The sequence below is a fragment of the Lewinella sp. JB7 genome (assembly GCF_024297185.1).
Classification (GTDB): domain Bacteria; phylum Bacteroidota; class Bacteroidia; order Chitinophagales; family Saprospiraceae; genus Neolewinella.
In genome coordinates this window covers 1-21,266 of record NZ_JANCTD010000004.1, presented here as the reverse complement: position 1 = coordinate 21,266, position 21,266 = coordinate 1, and the positions used below count along the sequence as shown (strand labels likewise).

At 59.8% G+C, this 21,266-nt stretch carries 19 protein-coding genes; 11 read left to right on the top strand and 8 right to left on the bottom strand.

Annotated features, from left to right (window positions below; translation table 11 throughout):
* Window positions 1-5 precede the first annotated feature (5 nt).
* The 3 genes from NMA52_RS08325 to NMA52_RS08315 form a co-directional block, all read right to left on the bottom strand.
* Complete coding sequence (locus tag NMA52_RS08325) at window positions 6-1,157, bottom strand: hypothetical protein (protein WP_254827207.1); 1,152 nt, start codon at window positions 1,155-1,157, stop codon at window positions 6-8.
* A gap of 106 nt (window positions 1,158-1,263) precedes the next feature.
* Window positions 1,264-2,250, bottom strand: a complete 987-nt coding sequence (gene pfkA / locus NMA52_RS08320; protein ID WP_254827206.1) for a 6-phosphofructokinase — start codon at window positions 2,248-2,250, stop codon at window positions 1,264-1,266.
* Between the two features lie 7 nt (window positions 2,251-2,257).
* A complete protein-coding gene (locus tag NMA52_RS08315) occupies window positions 2,258-3,100 on the bottom strand; it encodes a hypothetical protein (RefSeq protein WP_254827205.1) in 843 nt (280 codons plus the stop codon).
* A 230-nt stretch (window positions 3,101-3,330) separates the two neighbouring features.
* Between NMA52_RS08315 and NMA52_RS08310 the strand changes: the two genes are divergently transcribed.
* A complete protein-coding gene (locus tag NMA52_RS08310; RefSeq protein WP_254827204.1) occupies window positions 3,331-4,212 on the top strand; it encodes a glycoside hydrolase family 73 protein in 882 nt (293 codons plus the stop codon).
* On the opposite strand, the gene NMA52_RS08305 is transcribed toward NMA52_RS08310, so the two are convergent.
* From NMA52_RS08305 to NMA52_RS08290, 4 genes are read right to left on the bottom strand one after another with little or no spacing between them, the layout of a single operon-like run.
* Complete coding sequence (locus NMA52_RS08305; protein WP_254827203.1) at window positions 4,209-5,069, bottom strand: biotin-dependent carboxyltransferase family protein; 861 nt, start codon at window positions 5,067-5,069, stop codon at window positions 4,209-4,211. The genes NMA52_RS08310 and NMA52_RS08305 overlap by 4 nt on opposite strands.
* Complete coding sequence (gene pxpB / locus NMA52_RS08300; RefSeq protein ID WP_254827202.1) at window positions 5,054-5,743, bottom strand: 5-oxoprolinase subunit PxpB; 690 nt, start codon at window positions 5,741-5,743, stop codon at window positions 5,054-5,056. The genes NMA52_RS08305 and pxpB overlap by 16 nt, the downstream gene beginning before the upstream one ends.
* A gap of 15 nt (window positions 5,744-5,758) precedes the next feature.
* Entirely contained in the window at window positions 5,759-6,184 is a 426-nt protein-coding gene (locus tag NMA52_RS08295) for a hypothetical protein (protein WP_254827201.1), read from the bottom strand.
* Window positions 6,181-6,594 (bottom strand): response regulator, encoded by a 414-nt coding sequence (locus tag NMA52_RS08290; RefSeq protein WP_254827200.1) that lies wholly within the window; start codon window positions 6,592-6,594, stop codon window positions 6,181-6,183. The genes NMA52_RS08295 and NMA52_RS08290 overlap by 4 nt, the downstream gene beginning before the upstream one ends.
* Before the next feature lie 396 nt (window positions 6,595-6,990).
* On the opposite strand from NMA52_RS08290, the gene hemL reads away from it, so the two are divergent.
* The 6 genes from hemL to NMA52_RS08260 all read left to right on the top strand — a co-directional run bounded on the left by hemL (window position 6,991) and on the right by NMA52_RS08260 (window position 14,637).
* Window positions 6,991-8,313 carry a glutamate-1-semialdehyde 2,1-aminomutase gene (gene hemL / locus NMA52_RS08285; RefSeq protein WP_254827199.1) on the top strand — a complete coding sequence of 441 codons (1,323 nt, stop codon included), beginning with the start codon at window positions 6,991-6,993 and terminating at the stop codon, window positions 8,311-8,313.
* A gap of 74 nt (window positions 8,314-8,387) precedes the next feature.
* Window positions 8,388-8,792 (top strand): hypothetical protein, encoded by a 405-nt coding sequence (locus tag NMA52_RS08280; protein WP_254827198.1) that lies wholly within the window; start codon window positions 8,388-8,390, stop codon window positions 8,790-8,792.
* A 28-nt stretch (window positions 8,793-8,820) separates the two neighbouring features.
* Window positions 8,821-9,987: a PLP-dependent aspartate aminotransferase family protein gene (locus NMA52_RS08275; RefSeq protein WP_254827197.1), complete on the top strand. Its 1,167-nt coding sequence runs from the start codon at window positions 8,821-8,823 to the stop codon at window positions 9,985-9,987.
* Window positions 9,988-10,165: 178 nt separating this feature from the next.
* Entirely contained in the window at window positions 10,166-11,857 is a 1,692-nt protein-coding gene (locus NMA52_RS08270; protein WP_254827196.1) for a peptidase domain-containing ABC transporter, read from the top strand.
* 10 nt (window positions 11,858-11,867) lie between these two features.
* Window positions 11,868-13,238: an HlyD family secretion protein gene (locus NMA52_RS08265; RefSeq protein WP_254827195.1), complete on the top strand. Its 1,371-nt coding sequence runs from the start codon at window positions 11,868-11,870 to the stop codon at window positions 13,236-13,238.
* Window positions 13,239-13,248: 10 nt separating this feature from the next.
* Window positions 13,249-14,637 (top strand): TolC family protein, encoded by a 1,389-nt coding sequence (locus tag NMA52_RS08260; protein WP_254827194.1) that lies wholly within the window; start codon window positions 13,249-13,251, stop codon window positions 14,635-14,637.
* 4 nt (window positions 14,638-14,641) lie between these two features.
* Here NMA52_RS08260 and NMA52_RS08255 read toward each other — a convergent pair whose 3' ends face one another.
* Window positions 14,642-16,210, bottom strand: a complete 1,569-nt coding sequence (locus NMA52_RS08255; RefSeq protein ID WP_254827193.1) for a hypothetical protein — start codon at window positions 16,208-16,210, stop codon at window positions 14,642-14,644.
* A gap of 242 nt (window positions 16,211-16,452) precedes the next feature.
* On the opposite strand from NMA52_RS08255, the gene NMA52_RS08250 reads away from it, so the two are divergent.
* From NMA52_RS08250 to NMA52_RS08235, 4 genes are all read left to right on the top strand, one after another.
* On the top strand, window positions 16,453-16,791 hold the full coding sequence (locus NMA52_RS08250) for a P-II family nitrogen regulator (RefSeq protein WP_254827192.1): 339 nt from the start codon (window positions 16,453-16,455) through the stop codon (window positions 16,789-16,791).
* Between the two features lie 161 nt (window positions 16,792-16,952).
* Entirely contained in the window at window positions 16,953-18,215 is a 1,263-nt protein-coding gene (locus NMA52_RS08245; RefSeq protein WP_254827191.1) for an ammonium transporter, read from the top strand.
* A 51-nt stretch (window positions 18,216-18,266) separates the two neighbouring features.
* Complete coding sequence (locus tag NMA52_RS08240; RefSeq protein ID WP_254827190.1) at window positions 18,267-19,388, top strand: outer membrane beta-barrel protein; 1,122 nt, start codon at window positions 18,267-18,269, stop codon at window positions 19,386-19,388.
* A 114-nt stretch (window positions 19,389-19,502) separates the two neighbouring features.
* Window positions 19,503-20,519 (top strand): glutamine synthetase beta-grasp domain-containing protein, encoded by a 1,017-nt coding sequence (locus tag NMA52_RS08235; RefSeq protein ID WP_254827189.1) that lies wholly within the window; start codon window positions 19,503-19,505, stop codon window positions 20,517-20,519.
* Window positions 20,520-21,266 lie beyond the last annotated feature (747 nt).

Genomic DNA, 21,266 nt, shown 5'->3' with positions numbered 1-21,266 from the left:
TGTCCTTAGCCGAGGGGATCGATGAAGGTTCCCGTCGTGAGGAAGCGCATAATGTACACCAGTGCGATGCTTACGACCAGGCCGAAGGTGACCTTCCCCAGATCGCTGAAAATGTTGCGGAAGGCGGACGACAGGTTCTTCTGCCCGGGGGCGGTTTCGAAGTAGGCTACCGTTGCCCGGGCCACCATGGCTACGGCCATCACGACGATGATAAAGTCGCTGACCTCATCCCGTAGGTAGACTACGTAACCGATCAATAACAGCAACACTACGTTAAGGGCCATGCCTCCGTAGTAGGCCAGGGAAGCCCGGTCGCGGTCGCTGGGTTCCTCTTCCAGCTCCAGCCGGTACCGAATCGCGATCTCCCGCCCGGCCAGCAAACCAAGAAATACCCAGGTCGTCGACATCGGAACGTTGCTGAACTCCTTGAAGAAGAGCAAAATGATGCCGTAGGTAAAGTCGATGATCGTCGCCGACCGGATGTCGGTCGTATTCGTTTTGGCCTTGACGATTTTCTGGATGTTGCCCCCCTTGCTGTAGAAGATAAAGGCAAGCATGAGCAACAGGATCGTGAGCGATACCCCGATCTCCGTAGCGGACAGCGCCCGGGGCAGGTACACGTAAATGTTGGCGAAGTCCTGGATCAACCACTGCCCCCACAAAAAACCCGTGGAAGCCCACTGCAGGACCGTCCAGACGTTCTTCTCCCCGGAGGTGATGCCGTTACGAATGAAGCGCCGATCCAGCCAGCGGGTCACGAGTTGCCATACGATGATCGCTACGCAGAAGGCGAGGGCATAGCCCAGGATCGACTTCATCGTCATGTCGATCAGTCCCTTCGGTTTGAAGAAGGTAAGGATGAGAAAGGAAGTGGAAACCGGTATGCCGGTGCGCGTGAGCAGCATCAGGACCAGGGGGGGCAGCAGGTAGGGCCATCCCATTTCCTCCACGAAGGCGTAACTCTCCAGGCGTCCGTAGCTAACGTCACCCCCGTAGGTCCACCATCCGTACAGCAGCGTGAAGGCCAGGATGGAACCGGCGAAGGCCCACAGGACGTACCAGGGTTTGTTCTCGTTGGAGGAAAGAAAGGTGCCGAGCGTCTGGATGGAGTCGTTACCCACTACGGCGTAGCCGGCCAGAATGAAGCCGGTCCACATAATAATAAAGGTTGCATCCATTCGTGTACGTACTGGGGAACGGGGGTGGAAGGTCGTTACCGTCGCGCAAGTTCGGGCCGGCACGTAAATTGTATGTTAAGCCGGGCTAGATAGCTAGAATACTCGCCATCTTGATCAGCTCCTCGCGCGGGATTTTTTCTCGGGTGATCGAATCGATGAAGGGGTAACAGGTCACCTGGTCATTGACGATGCCTACGGCGATGTTCTCCTTACCCTCCAGCAGCATTTCCACCGCGGCGTGCCCCAGACGGCTTGCCAGTAGTCGGTCGGCCGCGGTAGGGGAGCCGCCGCGCTGCAGGTGACCGATAACGGTGACCTTCGGTTCCATACTGGCCAGTTCGTGCTTGATCTTTTCGGCAATGCCGGTAGCCCCGCCCATGGGGTGTCCTTCGGCCACGATGACGACGCTGAAGAGCTTACCGCGGGCCTTGTTCTTGCGGAGTACCGATTTGAGATCCTCCAGGTCCGTCTCCGCCTCGGGGATCAGCACGCTGCTCGCTCCCGAACCGATGGCGGTATAGAGGGCGATGTAACCGGAATTCCGGCCCATCACTTCGACGAAGAACAGCCGGTTGTGACTGTCGGCCGTGTCCCGGATCTTATCCACGGCATCGATAGCCGTATTGACCGCCGTGTCGAAACCGATGGTGTAGTCCGTGCCGTACAGGTCGTTGTCGATCGTGCCGGGAATGCCGATGAAGGGGATATTATACTCTTCGCTGAAGACCTTCGCTCCCGTGAAGGTGCCGTTACCGCCGATGGCGATGCAGGCATCGATATCGTAAGCCTTCAGGTGCTCGTAGGCCGCCTTCCGGCCTTCGGGCGTCATGAAACGCTGGGAGCGCGCCGTGCGCAGCATGGTACCCCCGCGCTGGATGATGTTGGCTACGTCCCGACGTTCGAGCCGCTGAAAGTGCCCGTCGATCATGCCTTCGTAGCCGCGCTCGACCCCGTACACGTGCAGTTTATTCCACGCGGCGGTCCTGACTACGGCCCGCAGGGCTGCATTCATGCCCGGCGCGTCGCCGCCCGAAGTGAATACGGCGATCCGTCGAATGTCCTTTCTATCCATATGGTAGTTACTTGCCGGAATGGTAGTCCGCTAGCGCTTCGATGGGCTTCTGTACGAAACGACCGGCGGTCAGGTCGCGCTCGTGCAGCGCGGCCAGTAAAATGTCCTTGAAGTGGAAGGCGATACTTCCGATAAAGTGGACCGGCAGTTCCAGATGGCCGCGGTACTTGCGGACGTGACGGTCCAAAAACTCGGCAAAACTAGTAAAAACGATTTTCTGAATGAGCGGGTGGTCCTGGTACTTGCCCATAAAGCGGGTGAATCCGGCCAAATAAGTGTTGGGCATCTCCGATTCGTACACATTGTTGATGATCGTCATCCGATCGGCGGTGGTGTAGGATTCGAAGGCGTCGTTGAGGTCCTTGTCCAGCTCCCGGTAGAAGTAGGCGCGCAGAAAGGCCTTCCCGAGGTGGGAGCCGCTTCCTTCATCACCCAACATGAAGCCCAGATTGGTCACGTTGTCGATCACCTCCTTACCGTCGTACAGGCAGGTATTACTTCCCGTACCAAGGATGCAGGAGATGCCCGCACTATCGCCGCAGGTCGCGCGCGCAGCCCCCAGAAGATCGTGCATGACCTCGATCCGGGCACCCGGCCAGGCGTTGTTGATGCAATCGTAGATCACTTTTTTCCTGCGGTGGTCCCAGCAACCCGCTCCGTAATAGTGGACTTCCGTCACCTTCGCGTTGGGCAGCAGATCCTTAGACAGCTTTTGCACCTCATTGTGCAGCAGATCGTGGGGGTGTACTACCGGGTTAAAACCCCGGGTATTCACGTAAACATGCTCTCCGTTTTCGGGCAAAAGTGCCCAGTCCGCTTTGGTGGACCCCGAGTCCGCAATAAGTACCATAAGTAATCGATTAGCCCCGCGAATGTAGTGTAAAATTTACACTAAGCACCGGGTAGGGGCGGGGCCGCGGGAGCCGGGCAAGCAGGAATGAAGCAAGCATTTCGGGCGGCCAGATTTTAAAACAAAAAGTTTGTTTATTGTTATTTTGCACCTATCTTTGTGGAGAACATCGTTTCCATCCAGCAGGTTCCACACTTTTCTGATACCGTCCACGCTAAAAAAATTTTCGGATGCCTGCCAATCCAGTATCTCCCCAACCTTCCGATCTCGGCCGCCGGGTGGCGCGACTTATGGACTATGCCGTCCATTACAGTATCGAAATCCTGCTGATCGCGCTAATCATTTATCTCTGCGTCAGCCGGGGTGTCGCCGTACGGGTCGACGTGCATGACCCCAACCCCACCGTACGACAGGAATCCGTATCCGAAGCCGGTCTGGGAGCCTGGTTCTCGACCATCGGCCGGCGGGCGGTCGCCAGTCTTACCGATCACCGGGAAAGCAACGTGATCCGGTCACTGGACAGTGACGCGGTCTCCGGGCCGGACGAATTCACCAGCGTAGCCCTCACCGACGATCCCGCTCCCCACATCAGCAACCTGACCCTGGTGCTGAGCCCGGATTACGGAGAGCGGAAAAAACTCCCCCGCCACATCATTCAGGCCAAGCGCAGCCGGGTGAGCAACTACGTCGAGCGGTACGCTCCCATTGCCCGCCGCGAAATGAGGGACCACGGCATTCCGGCCAGCATCACCTTGGCCCAGGGTCTGCTGGAGAGCAACGCCGGCGATTCCAAACTGGCGGTGAATTCCAACAACCACTTCGGCATCAAATGTCGCGCCAAATGTCTGGGCTGTACCTGTCGAAACTACGGTGATGACACCCGCTACGATATGTTTCGGGTCTTCGGTTCGGTGGAAGAAAGTTTCCAGGAACACAGCACGCTCCTCAACTCCTCGCGGTACGCCAAGCTCAAAGCGCACGGTACGGATTATTCCAAGTGGGCCCACGGACTGAAGGCCTGCGGCTACGCCACCGATCGCCGGTACGCACAGAAGCTGATCACGATCATCGAGAATCTGCAACTCGACCGCTTCGATGTCGCCGGCGCCTAAGCAGGCGCTCGGGAGATTTGCTGGAAGCGTAGTGACTGACCGGGACGAAGTTGGTAGGCATCGCCCAGATTATTCACCAGCAGCACCCGCGGATATCCACCCACGGTCTGGGCCTCCGGTCCGAGTAAGATCGGTCCGTTCGACGTCAGCTGCACCGTACCCGGGAGGACCGGTGAACTGATCATGGAGGGCAGGGGGAACGACTCGCCGGCCGGAGTCCGCAGACGGATCCCCTGGCGGTTAGAGTCAGCATCGACGGTAAAGACCGACTGCAGCAGCCACTGCCGCTCCCGTACATTGAGCCACGGCCACTCGGGGCCGGGGTGTGCGTGCAGCACCGCGGTGCCGGTCAGGGCATCCCAGCGTGGCCAGTCACTACGGAACGGAGCTTCCTCAGCGGAAATGACGTCGACCGTAAAACCGCGCGTCACTCGGGCGGTTCCGGGTAGCCCCGCCTCTACGCTGCCCAGTATCCGTGTTGCATTCCAGTCCCCGCGTATCCCCAGGTAGCTCCGACAACCCCGGGCAGCTACCCCTCCCGTCAGTAAGTAAGCACCGTCCAGGTAGTGTACCTGGTGGTGGTCTACCGGACTACCATTGAGACGCCAATTCATATCCGCGCCGGTGATAGCCATCTGGCCGGTGCCCTCGAGGAGCCACCGCCCGCCGTGCAGGGTGATTTCCAGACAGCAGTGATGAGCAGGTTGGTCGAGCAAATGATTCGCCGCACGGGCGCTGAATGCGTCGGCCGGGCCACCGGACGGGATGCCGCGGTCCCCGTACCCCGCACGCCCACCATCCACCAGGTAGGCACCGGCGCCACTTCCGCAGCAGGTAAGCGTCAGCGAGCGGGCCAAGGGGAGGGAAATTCTGATAAGTGATGATACTCTTCCTCGCTTACCGCGCGGAAGCTTACCTGGTCTCCGGCCCGCAGGCGGGTAGTCCCTTCCACAGAAAGTAGGGGTAGGGGACAGCGTCCGATCAGTTGCCATCCCCCGGGGGATTCCTCCGGGTAGATGCCGGTCTGTCCACCCGCGATGCCGACGGATCCGGCCGGTACTCGCGTACGGGGCGAACTCCGGCGGGCAATCCGTATCGCTTCCGGCACCTCCCCCATGAAGGCGAAGCCGGGACGAAACCCGATCAGGTAGACGTGGTAACGGGTTTCCGTATGTTGGGCGATGAGTTCCTGATCGGTCAGGCCCAGTTTTCGTGCGGCACCCGGAAGGTCGGGAGCAAAGGGATGAGCGTAGCACACCGGCAGTTCGTGTAAGTACCCGGCCGCCTCGCCTGCGGAACGAACGGGTAGGTCCAGCAGTCGTTCGCAGAGGTCATAACCGGAAATCTCGGTCGGCCGGTAACGGACCAACAGGGAGGCATAGCCGGGAATGCATTCCGCGACACCGGTAAGGATTCGGATGGCGGATGCATAGGCATGTACGCCAAGATTGATATCGGTGGCGATTCGTTGCTCCCATTCGAGCAGGAGTGCTGCGGGGCCGTAAGGAAGTATCCGCCGGGGTCGTCTCACCCGTGTAAGGTAAGCCTAGTAGGGCCGGAGCACAAACAGTCCGCTTACCCATAGCGCCTTGAAGGTCCATAGTACCGTGCGTGGCCAGTTGGCCAGAATAAGTTTATCAATGGCTTCCTCGTCCCGGCCGCCGCTCAGCGAGCGGTGCAGCGGCACGGCAACCAGGAAAGTCTGCCCCCAAATGGCCACCACGGCTAACCAGGGAATCAGCCACGTCCAGGCCAGTCCGCTGCGGTAAACCACCAGGCTCGCGGCAAGCAACTCCACGATCATGAGTGGACCCACTACTACACCGATGCTGGCCGTATGGTGCCGGTGAAAAGCAGGGAAATCCGCCACGAACCGGAAGGCCGGGTAGTGCACTAACTGGACCACCCAGATGAGTCCGCAGAGGAACCAGCTGGTCGCCAGGGTGATCAGCCATAACTCGATGGAGATCACCGCCTCCGGTTAGTGGAGAGCCAAAAATTGACGATATTTTCCAGCACCTCGCGGTAGCGGCTGCCGGAAGTGGGTTTCGTAACGAATGCCGACCCACCGAGTTCGTAGGCCCTGCTGACCTCCCGCGAGTCCTCGCTGGAAGAAAACATGACGATGGGAAAGGCCGGGCGGCTACCGCCCTCCTGCAAGGATTCGAGGACCTGCAGTCCACTCAGGCGGGGCATGTGCAAGTCCATGATGGCCAGGGATACATCTTCGTTAGGTTGGTGGTCGGCGTAATATTCTAAAAAGTGGGCACCGTCCTGCAGACGAATCACCTCGATAGTGGGGTCGATCTTATTAAGGGTACGCCGGGCTAAAGTAGCCTCGGTCGCGTCGTCCTCGATCAGTAAAATTCGATGCGTGGACATTGGTGGGATTTACGGGGTGGATATCCAAATACTTACACTAATAATAGGACCCGAGCCGCGACGGGGCGGTTGGATGTGGCTCGCTGACTTACTTGCTGGACCGGGTTAGTCTCTCTAATCTGTGTGTACAAATCGCTGGCATCCAGGATATAAACACGAACAAAAACGCCCCAACTCACCACAGTTGCCGCGGGCCAGGTATAAGTGGAGCGGATGCGGAAGGCCGTAAGTTCGTGGAGAAGGCGATTTTTCGTCACATAACTGATTATTTCTCAATGGTCGGAAAAATCCGGACGCAGTAATGCGGTGTGGGGAAGATCACTTCCCGCCCATCTTTACGCAAATCCGACTACTGCTAAGCCGCGCTTGCCTAACATTGCGCAAAATTGGATCATTATGGAATTCGAACAGCGCATTCCGCGGGATACGTCCGCCCGCCTATTTGAAGAGGCCCAGCAGTACTTTCCCGGCGGGGTCAACTCCCCGGTGCGGGCCTTCCGTAGCGTGAGCGGTCCACCCTTGTTTATTCGGGAGGGGCACGGCAGCCACATGGTGGATGAGGACGGCAACCGATTCCTGGATTTTTGCTGTTCCTGGGGCCCGCTGATTCACGGCCACGATAATCCCCACATCCGGGAACGCGTCATCGATACCGTAATGCGGGGCACCAGTTTCGGTACGCCCAATCGACTCGGCAACCAACTCGGCCAACTCATTCTGGACAACCACCGCTACGTTGAACGTCTCCGGTTCGTCAGTTCGGGTACCGAGGCTGTAATGTCTGCCTTACGCCTGGCACGGGGCTACACCGGGCGTACCAAGATTATTAAGTTCGACGGATGCTACCATGGTCACGTAGACAGTCTACTCGTCAAGGCCGGTTCGGGACTGGCCACCTTCGGAACGAGTTCTTCCGCCGGCGTTCCGGAAAACGTGGCCCGCGACACCCTGGTCCTGCCCCTGGGCGACCGCGAACTGCTGGAACGCACCCTCAGCGACAACGCCGGGGAGGTCGCCTGCATCATCGTGGAACCCATTCCGGCCAACAACGGCCTGCTCATTCAGGACAAATCGTGGCTCGAATGCCTGCGCAAGAAGGCCTGGAAACACGATGTCCTGTTGATTTTCGATGAGGTGATTTCCGGCTTCCGCGTGGGCTTCGAGGGTGCCGCCGGCCTGTACGGGGTAGCTCCCGACATCATCACGTTCGGCAAGGTGATCGGCGGAGGCTTTCCGGTGGGGGCCTACGGAGCCAGCCGGGAGATTATGGACTACATCGCACCGGTCGGCCCGGTCTACCAGGCGGGTACCCTGTCCGCAAACCCGGTAGCTATGGCGGCCGGACTGGCCGCCCTCGAACAGTGCCTGGCTCCCGGATTTTATGAGGGAATGGCCGACCGTACCCACCGAATGGCCACCGCGGTGGAGAATTACGCCCGCGAACGAAATTACCCCCTGCACGTACCCCACGTCGGTTCGATCTTCTGGTTGGCCTTCGGCACCGACCGCATCGAGCGGGCCGATCAGATCGATGCGGCCAACATGCGATACTTCAAGATTATTCACCACGAACTCCTGCAGACCGGTGTGTACCTGGGGCCGAGTGGCTACGAGGTGGGTTTCGTGAGCAGCGCGCATTCCGAGTCGGATCTCCAGGAGGGAGTAGCGAAGATTTGCGCCGCGATGGATATCGCGTTTCGGGACGGACGGTCGGCGTAAGCGGAAAAGCGGGCGCCCGCATATGGGCCGGAGAGCTTAATTTGGTGCTTTCCAAACCAGCTATTCTTACCACTATGCGCTACACGCTAATCTTATTCGCCCTGCTGATGATGGGCTGTTCTTCCACCAGGACCACGGCCGCCCCGCCCCCCGTAGTAGCGGAGACGCTGACCCCCCCGACCCCGCAGGCCACCTACGCCGGAGACTGGGAAGTAACGATAAGTGATACGCCCGGAGGTACCGTCACCGGTACCCTGACCCTGTCCGAAACGGAGGAAGGACTGGCGGGAGCTTTTGTCGCCGGAGGAAGCACGACTACCCTGCGTTCGGTGAAGGCTACGGACGAAGGCATGCGCATCGAGTTTTACTCCTCCGAGTACCAGACGGACGTGTACATTCAACTGGAGGGAGGTCCCGAGGCGGACGTGCTCACCGGCAAAACGCTGAGCACTTACGATACCCGGGCTACCCGGAAATAGGTACTTTTGTCCTTTCTAACAAGGACGAATGAACGAACTTAAGGCCTCCGAAACCCGTGCCATCCGCGGGCAAATGGAGCAAACGCAGTACCGCGAACACAGTACTCCGCTGTTTTTGACGAGCAGTTTCACTTTTCCCTCGGCCGAAGCGATGGCCGATACCTTCGCGGGTAGCGGGGAGGGCATCATCTATAGTCGCTACAACAACCCGAGCGTCGACGAGCTCGTCGCGAAAGCCTGCGCCCTGGAGGGTATGCCGGCCGGCTTCGCCACTTCCTCCGGAATGGGCGCCGTATTTGCCAGTCTGGCGGCACTGGTGCGGCAGGGCGATCACATCGTTGCCACCCGCGCCGTATTCGGAAGTACCCACCAGATCCTGACTGAAATACTGCCCCGCTGGGGAGTAAGTTTCACCTACGTGGAACCCGACCGCCCGGACGAGTGGGACGCCGCGGTCCGCCCGGAAACTAAATTGTTCGTCACCGAAACGCCCTCGAATCCCGGTTTGCGGCTCGTGGATCTCGAACGAGCCGGGCGGTTTTGTCGGAGCCACGGCCTCCTGTTCATCGTCGACAACTGCTTCGCGACGCCCCACCTGCAACGCCCCGCCGAATACGGCGCCGACCTCATCACCCACTCGGCGACGAAGTGGATGGACGGGCAGGGTAGGGTACTCGGTGGACTCTTGCTGGGAACCGAGGAAGTAATGGATCAAGTGATTTTCTTCTGCAGGCACACCGGTCCGGCCATGTCGCCCTTTAACGCCTGGGTGATTTCGAAGAGCCTCGAAACCCTGCACGTTCGCATGGATGCGCACTGCCGGTCGGCCCTACTGATGGCCGAGTGGCTACGGGAGCAGCCGGGAATTGCCGCCGTTCATTATCCCTTCCTGGAAGACCACCCCCAGTACGAGCTGGCCCGCAAGCAGATGCGGGCCGGGGGCGGTATCGTGACCTTCGAACTGGCGGGCGGAGTCGCGGCGGCCCAGCGACTGCTGAACAACGCGGTGCTGTGTACCCGCAGCAGTAATTTGGGGGATACGCGTACGATTCTGACCCACCCGGCCACGACCACCCACAGTAAACTGAGCCCGGAGGAACGGGCCGCCGTAGGCATCACCGACGGACTGGTACGCATGAGCGTAGGCCTGGAAGCTCCGGCGGACATCATGGCAGATTTGGCCCGCGGACTATGATTTGCCCGGGGCCAGGGGAAACAATTGTTTTAGGCCGTAGGTTATTTGGCCGAGTCGACGTCGTGCCAATACCGTAGCGCCGTTCGTTCCCGATCGCGGAAGCGTGGTCGCGAACCAACCCGGCAGTCCTTCGTTTTTTACTTTTCCGCCCTGACTTTCCGACGTTAAACCCCCTCCCATGGCCGAGTTGCGATCCGCGCTTACTCCTCTGCAACGATTCTGGCGTCTTTTGAAACCTGACCGCAGGGAGGTCCGCAACGTATGGGTGTATGCCCTATTCGCCGGCGTAGTGAATTTGTCGCTACCGCTCGGAATCCAAGCCATCGTCAACCTCATTATGGGGGGGAGGCCCAGTACCGCCTGGCTCGTACTGGTAGGCCTGGTGGTCTTCGGTATTGCGGTGATCGGCGTACTGCAGATTCAGCAGATGCGCCTGGTGGAAAATTTGCAGCAAAAGATCTTTACCCGGGCGGCCTTCGAGTTTGCCTACCGCATTCCCCGCGTACGCACCGACGTGATTTATAATTACTACGGACCGGAATTGATGAACCGCTTCTTCGACGTGCTCACGGTGCAGAAAGGGCTGTCGAAGATCCTCATCGACTTCTCCGTGGCCAGCCTCCAGGTCATTTTCGGTCTGCTGCTGCTTTCCGTTTACCACCCCTTCTTCATCGTATTCGGATTGATCCTGATCGTACTCGTAGGACTGATCTTCTTCTTTACCGCGCGGCGGGGGCTGGAGACGAGCCTGCGGGAGTCGAAGTACAAATACGCCGCCGTACACTGGTTGGAGGAACTCGCCCGGACGGCCAGCAGCTTCAAGTTGGCGGGGAAAACGGACATGGCCCTGCAGCGAATGGACCGTCACGTAGACAGCTACCTCGAGGCGCGGGAAAGCCACTTTACCGTACTGATCCGTCAGTACGGGCTGCTCGTAATTTTCAAGGTGATCGTTGCCCTGGGCTTGCTGGCCATCGGGGGCCTGTTGGTCATGCAAGAGCGGATGAACATCGGTCAGTTCGTAGCCGCCGAGATCATCATCCTGTTCGTCATGGCATCCGTCGAGAAGCTGATCCTATCCCTGGAGACCATCTATGACGTACTCACCGGCCTGGAAAAAATCGGGCAGATCACGGACCTGGAACTGGACGATAAGGTGCAGGGCTCGCCCATCGAGTTGATCGAATCTACGGAGGGACTGACCGTACAACTGGAACGGGTCACCTTCCGCTACCCCCGCGCCAATGCACCCACCATCAGTGATCTGAACATGACCGTAGCGGCGGGGGAGCGGGTAATGATCTCGGGTCCCAACGGTGCGGGCAAGAGCACGCTCCTGCACCTCGTTGCCGGGCTGTACGATATCAGCGAAGGATCGCTTTCCTACAACGGTCTGCCGCGGAACAACCTGGGACTGGAAGAACTGCACGCCATCATCGGAGCCTGCTTCAAACAGGGGGAACTCTTCGAGGGGACGGTGCTGGAAAACATCACCATGGGGCGGGAACGGGCCACCTTTGCCAACGTACAGTGGGCGGTGGAAAGCCTGGGCCTGGCCCCGACCATTCGTAACCTTTCGGCGGGCTACGAGACAAAACTCGACCCGACCGGGGATAAGCTGTCGCGCAGTATCGTGCAACGCCTGCTGCTGGCCCGGGCCATCGCCGACCGTCCGCGGCTGCTGTTGCTGGAACAATCCCTGGAGGCCATCGACCGCGACGATCGTCACGAGATTATTGACTTTTTGGTAGATCGTCAGCACCCCTGGACGCTCATCGCCGCCAGCGGAAATAAGTACCTGGCCTCCCGTTGCGATCGGGTGATCAAGCTGAAAAACGGAGTCATAGTATCCCGCCTCCCAACCATCTAGTCCCCGCGATATGCTGAACATCTCCTACAATTCAGTCAACCAGCACGTCAGCCGCGAACGGTTAAGTTCGCTGCAGGCCGTGGAACAACGACGTTCCGGGCGGGTCCTGCTGCGGCTGCTCATGATCTTTTCGGTGCTGTTCGTGATTTGTCTCTTCCTGCCCTGGACGCAGCACATCCGGGCCACGGGCACGGTCACCACTCTACGGCCCGACCAACGCCCCCAGATGGTACAGTCCGTGATCGGGGGGCAGATCGCGGAATGGTACGTCCGAGAGGGCGATTTCGTCTCCGCCGGCGATACCATCCTGCGGCTGACGGAGACGAAAGACCAGTACTTCGACACCAGTTTGCTGGACCGGACCCGCAGCCAGGTCGTAGCGAAGGAGATGTCCGTGCAGTCCTACCAATCAAAAATCGATGCCCTGGCCGACCAGATGAACGCGCTGCGGGAGTCCGGGCGGTTGCGTACCGAACAGGCCCGCAACCAGGTCCGTCAGGCGGAGCTCACGGTTGCCAGCGACAGTATGGACCTGGAAGCCTCCCGCCTGGCGGCCGCGGTTGCCCGCGAGCAGTTCGAGCGGATGGAAGAGCTATACGCCCAGGGACTTAAATCGCTGACCGAACTCGAGAATCGCCGCCTGACTTACCAGAAGGCCCAGGCCGACCTCATCAGTGCTGAGAACCGCCTCCTGGCTTCCCGGAATAAGGTGCTCAACGCCCGGGTAGAACTCAATGCCATTCAGGCCAAACTACGGGATGACCTGGCCAAGGCCAATTCCGAACGGTACTCGGCCCTGTCCGGGCGGTTCGACACGGAAGCCGGCCTGGTCAAGCTGGAAAACGAATACAGCAATTACGAACGCCGTACCGATCTGTACTTTCTGCGCGCGCCGCAGTCCGGATACATCACCCAGATCATGGCCGCGGGCCTCGGGGAAAACCTGAGCGCCGGCGAGCAGGTCGTAACCATCGTACCGGCGGATTACCAGCTGGCGGTGGAGATCAACGTACGCCCCCGTGACCTGCCGCTCCTCAGCGCCGGTCAGCAGGTCAACATTCAGTTCGACGGTTGGCCCGCCATCGTATTCAGCGGCTGGCCCAACACGAGTTACGGCACTTATCTGGGGGAGGTCGTGGCCATCGACCGCACCATCAACGCGAGCGGCCAGTACCGGGTCATGGTAGCGCCCGATCCGACGGACGAACCCTGGCCCGACGCCCTACGCGCCGGATCCGGAGCAACGGCCCTGGTGCTGCTGAAGGATGTCCCCATCTGGTACGAACTGTGGCGACAGATCAACGGCTTCCCACCGGACCTGTACGCTCCCGGTACTTCCACTGCTCCCGCGGCCCCGCCTAAGTTGAAGGTACCCAAATAAGTTGTCCGTCGTGAAGTACCTCGCCCTGTTTTTCTTCCTGCTGGCCGCCCCCGTAGCCGCGCAGGATCTCCCCGATACGCTGACGCAAAACGACCTCCTGAACTGGGTGGCCGACCATCACCCCCTGGCCGTCCGGGCCGAACTGCAGCGCGAGCGGGCCCGGGCCCTGCTCCAACAGGCGCGCGGTGGATTCGATCCGAAACTCTACGGGGATCTCGCGCAGAAATACTTCAAGGGCACCCGCTACTACAGCGTGGGGGAGGCGGGCCTGAAGGTGCCCACCTGGTTTGGCGTGGAGCTCAGCGCCGCCTACGAGCGCAACGACGGGTACTACCTGAACCCCGAGCGGACGGTGCCGGACGACGGGCTCTTTGCCGCCGGGCTTTCCGTATCGCTGGCCCGGGGCCTGTTGTTTGACGAGCGCAGGGCGGAACTGCGGCGGGCCGAATTGTACCGCAGCGCTACCGAGGCCGACCGGCTTATCCAGTTGAACGAATTGCTGTACGCGGCGGGAAGCCGGTACTGGGAATGGGCGGGCGCGCAGGGAGCCGTGCGGATCTACGCCGAAGCGGTGGAACTGGCACGCACCCGTTACGCCGCGGTGGTCGCCGGAGCAAGACTGGGCGACCGTCCGGCGATCGATACGCTCGAGGCCAGTATCCTGCTGCAGAACCGTCAACTCAGCCTTGCGGAGGCCGAACTGAACCTGATCAATGCGCGTACCGCTCTGGAGGCCTTTCTGTGGCTGGACGGCGTCGTGCCCCTCGAACTGGAAGAAGACACCCGCCCCCCCGATCCCGCTACCGTGCGGGTAATCCTGCCGGCAACCCCCGACCCCGGTGCGGAGAACCCCGAACTGACGCGGACCCGCCTGAAGGTAAGTGAACTGGAAATTGACGAGCGACTGCAGCGGGAACAACTCAAACCACGGCTGGACCTGAAATACAATGCCCTCGTAGCCGGGGGAAGCACCCAGCCGCTGGAAGCATACTCCGCCAGTAACTACAAGTGGGGAATAAGCTTTAGCCAGTCGTTGCTCCTACGCAAGGAACGCGGAAAACTGCAGCTGACGCGGATCAAGCTCAGCGAAACCCAACTGGAACTCAGCGACAAACGGGCGGCGCTGCGGGTGAAGGTGGAGCAGGCCGCTAACGAAGCCCGGACGACCGTCGCCCAGTTCGACCTGGCGACCCGCAACGCCGCCGACTACGGCCGGCTGCTCGCGGGAGAGCGGGAACTCTTCCGGGCCGGGGAAAGCTCCCTATTCCTGGTAAATAATCGGGAGGTGGCTTTCATCGAGGCGAACGTGAAGCGACTCGACATTCTGGTAAAGCACCGCAAGGCGCTGCTGGCCCTGGATTTCGCCGCCGGCCGCATCGGGCCCGCGGCCGGGCAATAGGGCATCAGGCATCCCCCGCCGGAGAGGCCGGTTCGAAACTGGGCGACGAGTCGGGGCGGGACGGAGCGAGGTGTAAACCGGTCCACTTGGTGAGATCGAAGTAGAGCAGCGCTTTGAACTCGAAGGGGTCCTGAGCGGCCGTCCGGCGGATGTCCCGGTCTAGTTGCTCGTAAATGTCGGCGTGCTCGGCGGGTACCGTTTTGAGGAGCTTTCGGAGCCCGGTTGCGGCGATGCGGTGGATGTCGGCGGTCTCCGTGCTGCGGCGCATTTGCCGGGTGAAGTTCGTGAGGTGATAGTCGACGAGCGCGCGGTTGTCCAGTTCGAAGTTGCAGAGCAGGTGGAGCAGACGGGTATTGAGCAACAGGTCTTCCCGGAGGATACCCATCTTCATATTGATGATCTCATTGAGGTAGTCCAGGGCTTCGTTGTAGTGGCGCAGCACGAAGCAGGCGGCCGCGAGCTTGTAGAGAAACTGTCCCCACCGGTGCTCGGTGGCCTGAAAGTCGCCGGAGGCGTACCGCGTGACCAACCGTCGTCCGTACTGGCGGGCCTGCTTCCAGTTTTGGTCGATGAAGTGGAGGTTGAGGGTCATGAGGGCCTGGTATATGGCTCCGATGCGCTGACTGTTTTCGTTGAGGAGCACCAGTTCGTCGGCGAGGAACTGGTCCAGCACCCCGAGGTAGCGGCGCATGCGACTGCCGTCGTCACGCAGGTAGGCGAACACCGAAACGTAGTAGAGGCAGCGGAGGTAGAGGTCGGGATCCTTGACCGTCATGTGGGTGCTCAGGCGGAAAAGCGTCAGGGCGTTCAGCGCGGATTCCAGGGCGTCCTCGAAGTTGAGTTGGATGTAGTGGTACCACATCGAAGCCTGGAAGCGGTTGATCTTCTGGTGAAAGGTGCTGGTGACGATGTCGCGATCGAAGCGCTTGGTCTGAATGCTGTGCCAGAAGGCTTCGTTCTCCCGGTAGTCAACTTCGGTGCGGCTGTGACCCAGTTCGATGTAGCGGCCGTGGATCTGAATGTTCAGGTTGAAGAGTTCGCTGGTGTTCAGGACGCTGTAGCTGCGTTCGGCCGACTCGTTCAGTAGCAAGTCCATCTTGTTGTCGACCTGGCGCGACAGCGTGATGTGGCGGGCTTCGATCAGTTTCTGAAACTCCAGAATTTCCAGGTGCAGGAGGTCGCGGTTGTGTTCGACGGCCCGCCCCTTGGCCCGTTCCAGGGACCGTAGGGCGTCCAGGTAAAGGCCCTTGCCGTAGAGAATGTGGCTAAAGTCGATCTGCTCGCGCAGTTCGATGTCGATCTCCTTATTGATGAAAATGAGCCGCAGGCTCGTCAGCACTTGCTGGTACAGGTGGCGCTTGAGATTGGAGTACTGCCCGGAACTCAGGCGCAACCGCTTGGTGACCGCCGCGTCGTCCGGGCGGTCCAGGCGGTCGATCACGTCGAAAAGCTGAATGAATTTATTGTCGGTCGTAGAGCCGGCGCGGGTGGCGTAGAGCTTGAAATTGCGCTTTTCCGCTTTAGAAAGCGACTTAACGAGCCGCCACAGCTGGTCTTTTACGGCCGTTGGCATGGGGAAGCGGAGTGAGTTAACCGGTTGAAAATCAGCAAATAGCTAAAATGACAGCCCATTTAGGCATGACAGATGGCCAAATTAGTTCGCTGCGTGCCCTGACGTGGAGGGGGGCATCTTTGTAGCAGACAAGGAGAAGGAGACGTCCAACCTTTCTTTTAGCCCCAACCGGATAGACTTCTTACATCACCTCTTTTAGGGCCCGTCGCTGACCACGTAGCGGCCTAAAGATAACTACTTCCATGAAGAAGATTGAAGCTATCATACGACTGTCGCGCTTCGAAAGCATCCGTGATGCACTGGCCGCCATCGACGTCAACTTTTTCACCCTCAGTGAAGTCAAGGGTTTCGGACTTCAGCGCGGCGAGCAGCTGACTTACCGCGGCAGCGTCTACGACGCCGACTACATCGCCCGCCTGCAACTCGACATCGTGGCTCCCGTAGACAAAGTGGACGCCATCGTGGGTGCCATTTCCTCCGCGGGCCGCACCGGTAAGGTGGGCGACGGCAAGATCATCGTGTACGATCTCGAACGCATCGTTCGCATCCGTACCGGTGAGGAAAACGAGAGCGCCATCTAGCATCACCCCGCGGGACTGACCGTTCCGCTTCCCCCATATAATCCACCCCTTCCCCGCTACGCGGGGGCACCGATTTCCCGTCCCCGGGATCCGGACGGGGGTACCCTTCGCCTGAGCAATAGGCATTAACCACCCCAAACAACTTTTTCAACCATCCCGCTATGGAAGCAATGTTCACCGTAAACAACCTCTGGATCCTGGTGGCGACCTGTCTGGTCTTCATCATGCACCTCGGTTTCGCCAGCCTCGAGGCCGGCTTCGTTCAGCGTAAGAACGTCGTCAACATCCTCTTCAAAAACTCCATGATCATCAGCATCGGGCTGCTGACCTACTTTTTCGTCGGTTACAACCTGATGTACCCCGGTGATGAGTACGCCGGTGGGTTCATCGGGGCCTTCGGCGTCATGGACTGGGCCGCCGGAGCTACCGCCGACTACGCCGCCGCCGCCGAGGCCGGGGCGACCTACACCGGATATTCGGACTTCATCTTTCAGGCCATGTTCGCCGCGACCTGTGCCACCATCGTTTCCGGTGCCGTCGCCGAACGGGTCAAACTGGTTCCCTTCCTCATCTTCGCCGCCGTATTCGTAGCCATCAGCTACCCCATCACGGGCATGTGGCAGTGGGGCGGTGGCTGGCTCTCCGCCATGGGCTTCTACGACTTTGCCGGCTCCACCCTGGTACACGCCGCCGGTGGCTTCGCCGCGCTCGCCGCCATCATTCTCCTCGGCGCCCGCCGGGGTAAGTACCGTTCGGACGGAACGGTGACCGCCATTCCCGGACACAGCATGCCGCTGGCGGCCATCGGAGTATTCCTACTGTGGTTCGGTTGGTACGGCTTCAACGGAGGTTCCGTGCTAAGTGCCGACCCCAACGGCGTAAGCCTCGTGTTCGTGACGACCTCCCTGGCCGCCGCCGCCGGGGGCGTAGCCGCCTTCTTCATGGGCTACGTGCTGTTCAAATCCTACGACCTGTCCATGGTACTCAACGGTATTCTGGGTGGCCTAGTGGGAATCACGGCCGGCGCCGACCTCATGACGGGCGCGGAGGCCATCATCATCGGCCTGATTGCCGGCATCATCATCCCGCTCAGCATCGTCTTTTTCGATAAGACCCTGCGCCTGGACGATCCCGTAGGTGCTACCTCCGTACACGGTGTCTGTGGCATCTGGGGTACACTCGCCGTAGGCCTCTTCGGTGCGAGTGCCGGTATGGGACAATTCGTGACCCAGCTGGTCGGAACCCTCGCCGTCGGCGCCTTCTCCTTCACCACCAGCTTCATGATCTTCAGTGCCCTGAAGGCCCTGATGGGTATCCGGGTCGAAGAAGAAGAGGAGATCCGCGGCCTCGACCTCGGGGAGCACGATATGCACGCCTACACGCTATCCAAGGAGGACGGCGTATTCCAACTCACTAGCGACTAGTCCGTAAGGGCCACCGATTCGACCTCCCAATTACCCCCAAAATCAACGAATATGAAACTTACTACTCAACCCCTGTTCGTCTTACTCCTGCTGCTCTTCACCGCCCCGTTGTTCGCCCAGGACCCGGAGGTCGTGGCCAGCGAAGAAGAGGAGGAAGAGCCGTCCTTCCAGTTTTCCGGTTACGTGGATGCCTACTACCAGGCTAATCTTTCAAACTCCGGCAGCGCGGAGGAAGCACCCCTGGTGTTCGGATCGTCCTTTACCGATTATGCCAACACCTTCGGCATCGGTAACGTGAACCTGCTGGCCGAAAAGTCTTTCGGTAAGGTGAGCTTCGTCGGGCAGATCGGCTTCGGTCCCCGCGCCGTGGCCGCGAACAGCGACAGCAATCTCGGAGTCGCCGGTACCAACTTCGCCTCGACCGTGCAGCAGTTGTACGTGACCTACTCCCCCTCGGACGCCCTCACCTTCACCCTGGGCAACTTCGGTACCTTTGTCGGCTACGAAGTCATCGACGCCCCGGCAAACATGAACTACAGCATGAGCTACCTCTTCAGCAACGGACCGTTTTACCACACGGGCGCCAAAGTGGATATAGCCATCGCGGACGGTTTCGGAGCCATGGTGGGTATCTTCAACGATACGGACTCTAAGTTAGACGTCGTGTCGGGTAAGCACCTCGGCGGTCAGCTGAGCGCCGAAGCCGGTGGACTCTCCGCCTACCTGAACGTGCTGTACGGCAAAGACGCCGAGGGCGAAATGGTCAACGATACCGAAGACGACCTTTACGAGTTTCAGGTCGACCTCACCGCGACTTTTGAGGCTTCGGAAAGCCTGATGTTCGGCCTCAACGCCAGCAACTACGCGACCAGCGTAGACGGTACGGACGCGGGTGGCTTCTTCGGCACGGCCCTCTATACTACCGTCGGCGTGGGCGAGGGTTTTGATTTGTCGCTGCGGGGCGAGTACTTTGCCAATACCGCGGTGGACGGGGACGATACCGACCAACCGAGTGTCCTGGCCCTTACCGCAAGCGGTAATATCGAAGTCGGTCCCCTGCGGATCATCCCGGAAATCCGCTTCGATACCGGTAGCAACGGCTTTACCTTCGGCGAAGAAGCCGACGACGACAGCGCCCTGGCCATCTTTCTGGCCGGTGTATACTCCTTCTAATCCCAATCACACCAACGGACGGATGCCCGGTCGCACGGCTGTTCCCCAAAAATCGCCCGCACCCGCGGTCCCGCCCCACATTCCTTAATTTCTGATTTAACCCAATTTTCATTTATGGCTACTAAGTATAAGCTCCAGTACGTTTGGCTCGATGGCAGCGAGCCCATGCAGACCCTGCGCTGCAAAACCCGCATCGAAGCCGACTTTAGCGGCGAGCTGGACGATTGCCCCATGTGGTCCTTCGACGGATCCAGCACCAACCAGGCCGAAGGCGGCAGCTCCGACTGTCTGCTCAAGCCCGTCATGATCGTGCCCGATCCCCAGCGCAAGAACGGCTACATCGTACTCACCGAAGTCCTCAACTCCGACGGTACGCCCCACTCCTCCAATGGGCGGGCCACCATCGACGACGAGGACCAGGACTTCTGGTTCGGCTTCGAACAGGAGTACTTCCTGATGGACACCGAAACCGGCAAGCCCCTCGGGTTTCCCGCCGACGGTTCCCAGCCCGCGCCCCAGGGTCCTTACTACTGCTCGGTAGGTGCCCGCCGCGCCTTCGGACGCGAAATCATCGAGGAGCACCTCGACGCCTGTCTCGATGCCGGCCTCAACGTGGAAGGCATCAACGCCGAAGTCGCTCCCGGACAGTGGGAATTCCAGACCTTCGCCAAGGGGGCCAAGGAAGCCGGCGACCAGATCTGGATGGCGCGCTTCCTCCTGGAACGCACCGCCGAACAGTACGGCGTCTACGTCGAGTACCACTGTAAGCCCCTCCAGGGAGACTGGAACGGATCGGGCATGCACGCCAACTTCTCCAACTCCTTCCTGCGCGACAGCGGTAAGCGGGAAGACTACGAGAAAGTATGCGAGGCTTTCCGCCCCTACGTAAAGGAGCACATCAACGTGTACGGTTACGACAACCACCTTCGCCTGACCGGCAAGCACGAGACCCAGAGCATCGACCAGTTCAGCTTCGGGGTTTCCGATCGCGGCGCCTCCATCCGCATCCCCATCGCTACCGTTGAACGGGGCTGGAAGGGTTGGTTGGAAGACCGTCGCCCCAACAGCGCGGCCGACCCCTATAAGGTTGCCGCCCGGATCGTAAAGACGGTCAAGCCCGCCTCCGTCTGATCCGACGTGCCGATTTAGCCTTCCCTTACCCACCAAAGAGACTAAAGAAGGTTAAATCAGCTCAGGTTCCCGCTATTCGGGTACCCACCACTTTGCCCGGTCTTCCCCAAGGGGAGGCCGGGTTTTTTTTGTGCGGGAACGCGGGAGCAGTCCATTAAACAAGGAGCCATGAAATAAAACCTGGCCGGGAGCTTGCAGGGGTTCCGTCCGGGACCTTATCTTTGCCATCCCGCAAACGATAAGTGCGCGCACCCGCCGGGTCTTTCAGAGGCCACTGGCGTTCCCCCTATAGTGAAGACTTCCGCCCCCGAGGCGTCTGCGGCAACGGCCGCAGCGCGGTGGACGGATCGCCCCGGGGGGAGGCTTCGGCTTGTAGATAAGTTTTCGAAAAAATGTTTCGGAGGGCTTGCAGGAACGGAGTGGGTGATGCTACCTTTGCGGCCCCGGCGAACGAGCGGGGGATTTTGACCGGGTAGGCGGGGAAGCGAATGAAATTATTTTGCTTCAAAACTTGCACGGGAAAATAACTTGCTGTACTTTTGCAGCCGCTTTGGAAGCAAGGCGAAAAACGAATAGAAAAGTTGGTGTTTTTGGTGTGGGCCCATAGGGGGCTGATGCGCTGAGAACGAGGGGATTTGGTTCCCTGCCGACGCAACGATCTTTGACATCAATGGCAGGCGAGGTTCAACGCCGTAGAATTAACGAATACCACGAGAGCCCGTTTTCGGACGGGAGCGACACTGGTTT